This window comes from Lacticaseibacillus suilingensis (genome assembly GCF_016861845.1).
Classification (GTDB): domain Bacteria; phylum Bacillota; class Bacilli; order Lactobacillales; family Lactobacillaceae; genus Lacticaseibacillus; species Lacticaseibacillus suilingensis.
Genome location: NZ_BOLV01000052.1, coordinates 1 through 2,806 on the forward strand (window position 1 = coordinate 1; position 2,806 = coordinate 2,806).

The 2,806-nt window shown below is 45.4% G+C and carries 3 protein-coding genes; all 3 read left to right on the plus strand.

Features of this window, described 5'->3' with window-relative positions; genetic code table 11:
• The first annotated feature begins 169 nt into the window (after positions 1-169).
• Genes istA through JUF11_RS12970 form a run of 3 tightly spaced genes read left to right on the plus strand, consistent with a single transcriptional unit; the run spans position 170 to position 2,666 of the window.
• On the plus strand, positions 170-1,708 hold the full coding sequence (istA, locus tag JUF11_RS12960; protein WP_203634148.1) for an IS21 family transposase: 1,539 nt from the start codon (positions 170-172) through the stop codon (positions 1,706-1,708).
• Positions 1,705-2,463, plus strand: coding sequence for an IS21-like element helper ATPase IstB (istB, locus tag JUF11_RS12965; protein ID WP_204119922.1), 759 nt, complete (start codon positions 1,705-1,707; stop codon positions 2,461-2,463). Before istA ends, istB begins: the two co-directional genes overlap by 4 nt.
• Positions 2,460-2,666 (plus strand): hypothetical protein, encoded by a 207-nt coding sequence (locus JUF11_RS12970; protein WP_125581986.1) that lies wholly within the window; start codon positions 2,460-2,462, stop codon positions 2,664-2,666. Before istB ends, JUF11_RS12970 begins: the two co-directional genes overlap by 4 nt.
• Positions 2,667-2,806 lie beyond the last annotated feature (140 nt).

A 2,806-nucleotide genomic window follows, 5' to 3' on the forward strand; every position in this document is an offset into this window, starting at 1 on the left:
TGAAGACGGCACATTGCTTTACCAAATAGTGCGAAGTTTTTGACACCACTCGGCGAAGAAATTGTCCAAGGTCGGCGAAGAAAATGACCAATAACAAAGATACCTCCTGTATACTACGAGTAGCATGCGTGTAAGCGCGTGCAATTCGTATATACAGGAGGTTTTTGTAATGACTATTCATTACCGTCAAATTCTTGAGCTTCACGCTCAAGAGCTGGTGCATCGAGACATTGCGGCAATGACTGGGAACTCACGTCCCAAGATTTCTGAAGTGATTAGACAAGCTGAGCTACATCAAATTAGCCCGCCATTCACTGATGATGTGGATGACATTTGGCTGGAAAGCTTGTTGTTTCCTCAGAAGCAACCGCTAGCAAAGGGACGGCAGCTGCCAGACTTCGACAAGATCCATGAGGAATTGGCTAAGCCTAATGTCACCTTATCATTGGTTCACTATGAATATGAGCAAGAGTGCCGGCAAAACGGAACAGTTCCATATGCATATCGAACGTTTTGCCAGTATTATCGGGCTTACGCGCAGAAATATAAGGCAACAATGCGGATTCGACGTAAACCAGGTGAAGTAATGGAAGTTGATTGGGCCGGTTCTCCCTTATATATCGTTGATCGTGAAACTGGAGAAGTTGTCAAAGCATATCTATTCATTGCATCTTTACCATGTAGTGCATATAGCTACTGTGAGGCTTTTATGACCGAACAGCAGGAAGAGTGGCTTACTGGACACGTTCATGCGTATGAATTTTTCGGTGGTGTGACGCAATATCTGATCTCCGACAATCTCAAAACAGGTGTGACTTCGCACAAGCATAGCGAAGTTATCTTGAATGAAATGTACCGGAATCTAGCCTTGCATTATGGCACAATTGTAATGCCGGCACGGGTCCGGAAGCCAAAGGATAAGCCGACTGTAGAAGGTGTTGTGGGTACAGTATCAACCTGGATTATAGCAGCGCTACGGAATGAAACGTTCTTTGACCTCGAGGAATTAAATAAGGCCGTTCGTATCAAACTCAAGGAGTTCAACGAACGACCGTTTACGAAGAAATACAAACAAGGTAGTCGCCTTTCGGCGTTTCAGGATGAAGAAAGCTTTGCCTTGCGACCACTACCAGTTCAAGCTTACACGATGGCCAGTTGGCGGACTGCCACCGTACAATTAGACTACCACATCAACGTGGAAAGTCAGTTTTACTCTGTTCCTTACGAGTATATCTCATCCAAAGTGGATATCAAGGTGACGAAAGATATCGTAGAGGTTTTCTATAAAGGTAATCGGATTGCCTCTCATAAACGACTAAGTGGTAAATTCGGGCAATTTTCAACCAATCATGACCATTTGCCAGCAGAACATAAACTGTTCGTTGATCATACACCAGAGAATGCATTAGCTTGGGCGGAAGCGGTTGGCATCAACACGCTTGGTGTAATGCGGTATCTTCTCCAGTCTGCCGCAAGCGAAAAACAAGGACTAAGCGCGGCCTTTCGATTCAAAGGCCTAGATCGAAAATACGCAGGCATTGAAATCGAAGCCGCATGTACGACCGTAATGAAGATTGCGACCGCACCGACGGTGTCGGTAGTTGAGCGAGTACTAAGGAGTCAGAAGATTCCAGTACAGAAGCCGACCAATGAACCAGACTATGGATTCACCCGCGGGGCAGCCTACTTTGGAGGAAACGATCAATGACAAATGATGAAACGCAACGCAAACTACGTAAGATGCGACTTACTGCGATGTCGGATGCCCTAGAGGTGCAAGAAAGTAACGCCGAATATCGATCAATGAATTTTGACGATCGGTTTAAGCTACTCGTCGATGCGGCATACGCAAGTCTTCAATCGAATAAGCTGAATCGATTGATCAAAAGTGCAAATTTTCGAACGAATGAACCATGTGTAGCAGATATCAATTACCTACCCGATGGTAAATTGGATCGGGGTTTGATTCAACGACTTGCGACTGGGACGTACATTCAAGAGCATCATAACGTCATCTTGATGGGTGCTTCAGGCAATGGGAAAACATGGTTAGCGACAGCCTTGGGAATTGAGGCTTGTCATCAGTTCCATAAAGTTAAATATGTACGTCTGCCCGAACTAATTGATGACCTGATTGTGGCGAAGCATGAGGCCAACGGAGACTTTCATAAGATTATTGAACGATACAAGAAAATCGAACTTTTGATTATCGATGAATGGCTATTGACGCCAGTCAACGATGAACAATCCCAAACCATTCTTGAGTTGATTGAGTATCGAAGCCAGCGTGGTTCAACGATCTTTTGTACTCAATTCGCGCCGGAAGGCTGGCATAGTAAGCTGGGAAACCCACAGATTGCGGATGCGATCCTTGATCGGATCGTCCATGATTCCTACAAGCTCCTTATCCAAGGCGATAAATCGATGCGCGAGCGGTATGGGATTGGAGGCGAATTTGCATGATTTCAGTTGAACTGGAACAAAGATTAGCGATGTTCTACGCACATACAGACGCAATGGAAGACTGGGAGAATGTGCTTGGCGACGCATTGGTGGATATCATCTGGGAACATGACGATAAATTGACAGATGACGAGCTCTTCGAATACGGAAAGGAAGTCATCTTGAAATATCTAGGAAAAGGTCGAGGTGATAAGCTCCCATAAAACTGAAGTGGCACCGCTGAAAACGTTCAGCGGTGCCACTTTTGAAATTCTTGGTCAATTCTTTCGCCGAGTGGTGTCAATTTTAGCACCGAGTGGGGTAAAAAAATCGCCGGGTTGGGCAATTGGCTTCGCCGCCTTCA

Excerpts from the sequence above, each read along its gene's own strand:
- istA (WP_203634148.1), top strand. The coding sequence starts at position 170 with ATGACTATTCATTACCGTCAAATTCTTGAGCTTCACGCTCAAGAGCTG.
- JUF11_RS12970 (WP_125581986.1), top strand. The coding sequence starts at position 2,460 with ATGATTTCAGTTGAACTGGAACAAAGATTAGCGATGTTCTACGCACAT.
- istB (WP_204119922.1), top strand. The coding sequence starts at position 1,705 with ATGACAAATGATGAAACGCAACGCAAACTACGTAAGATGCGACTTACT.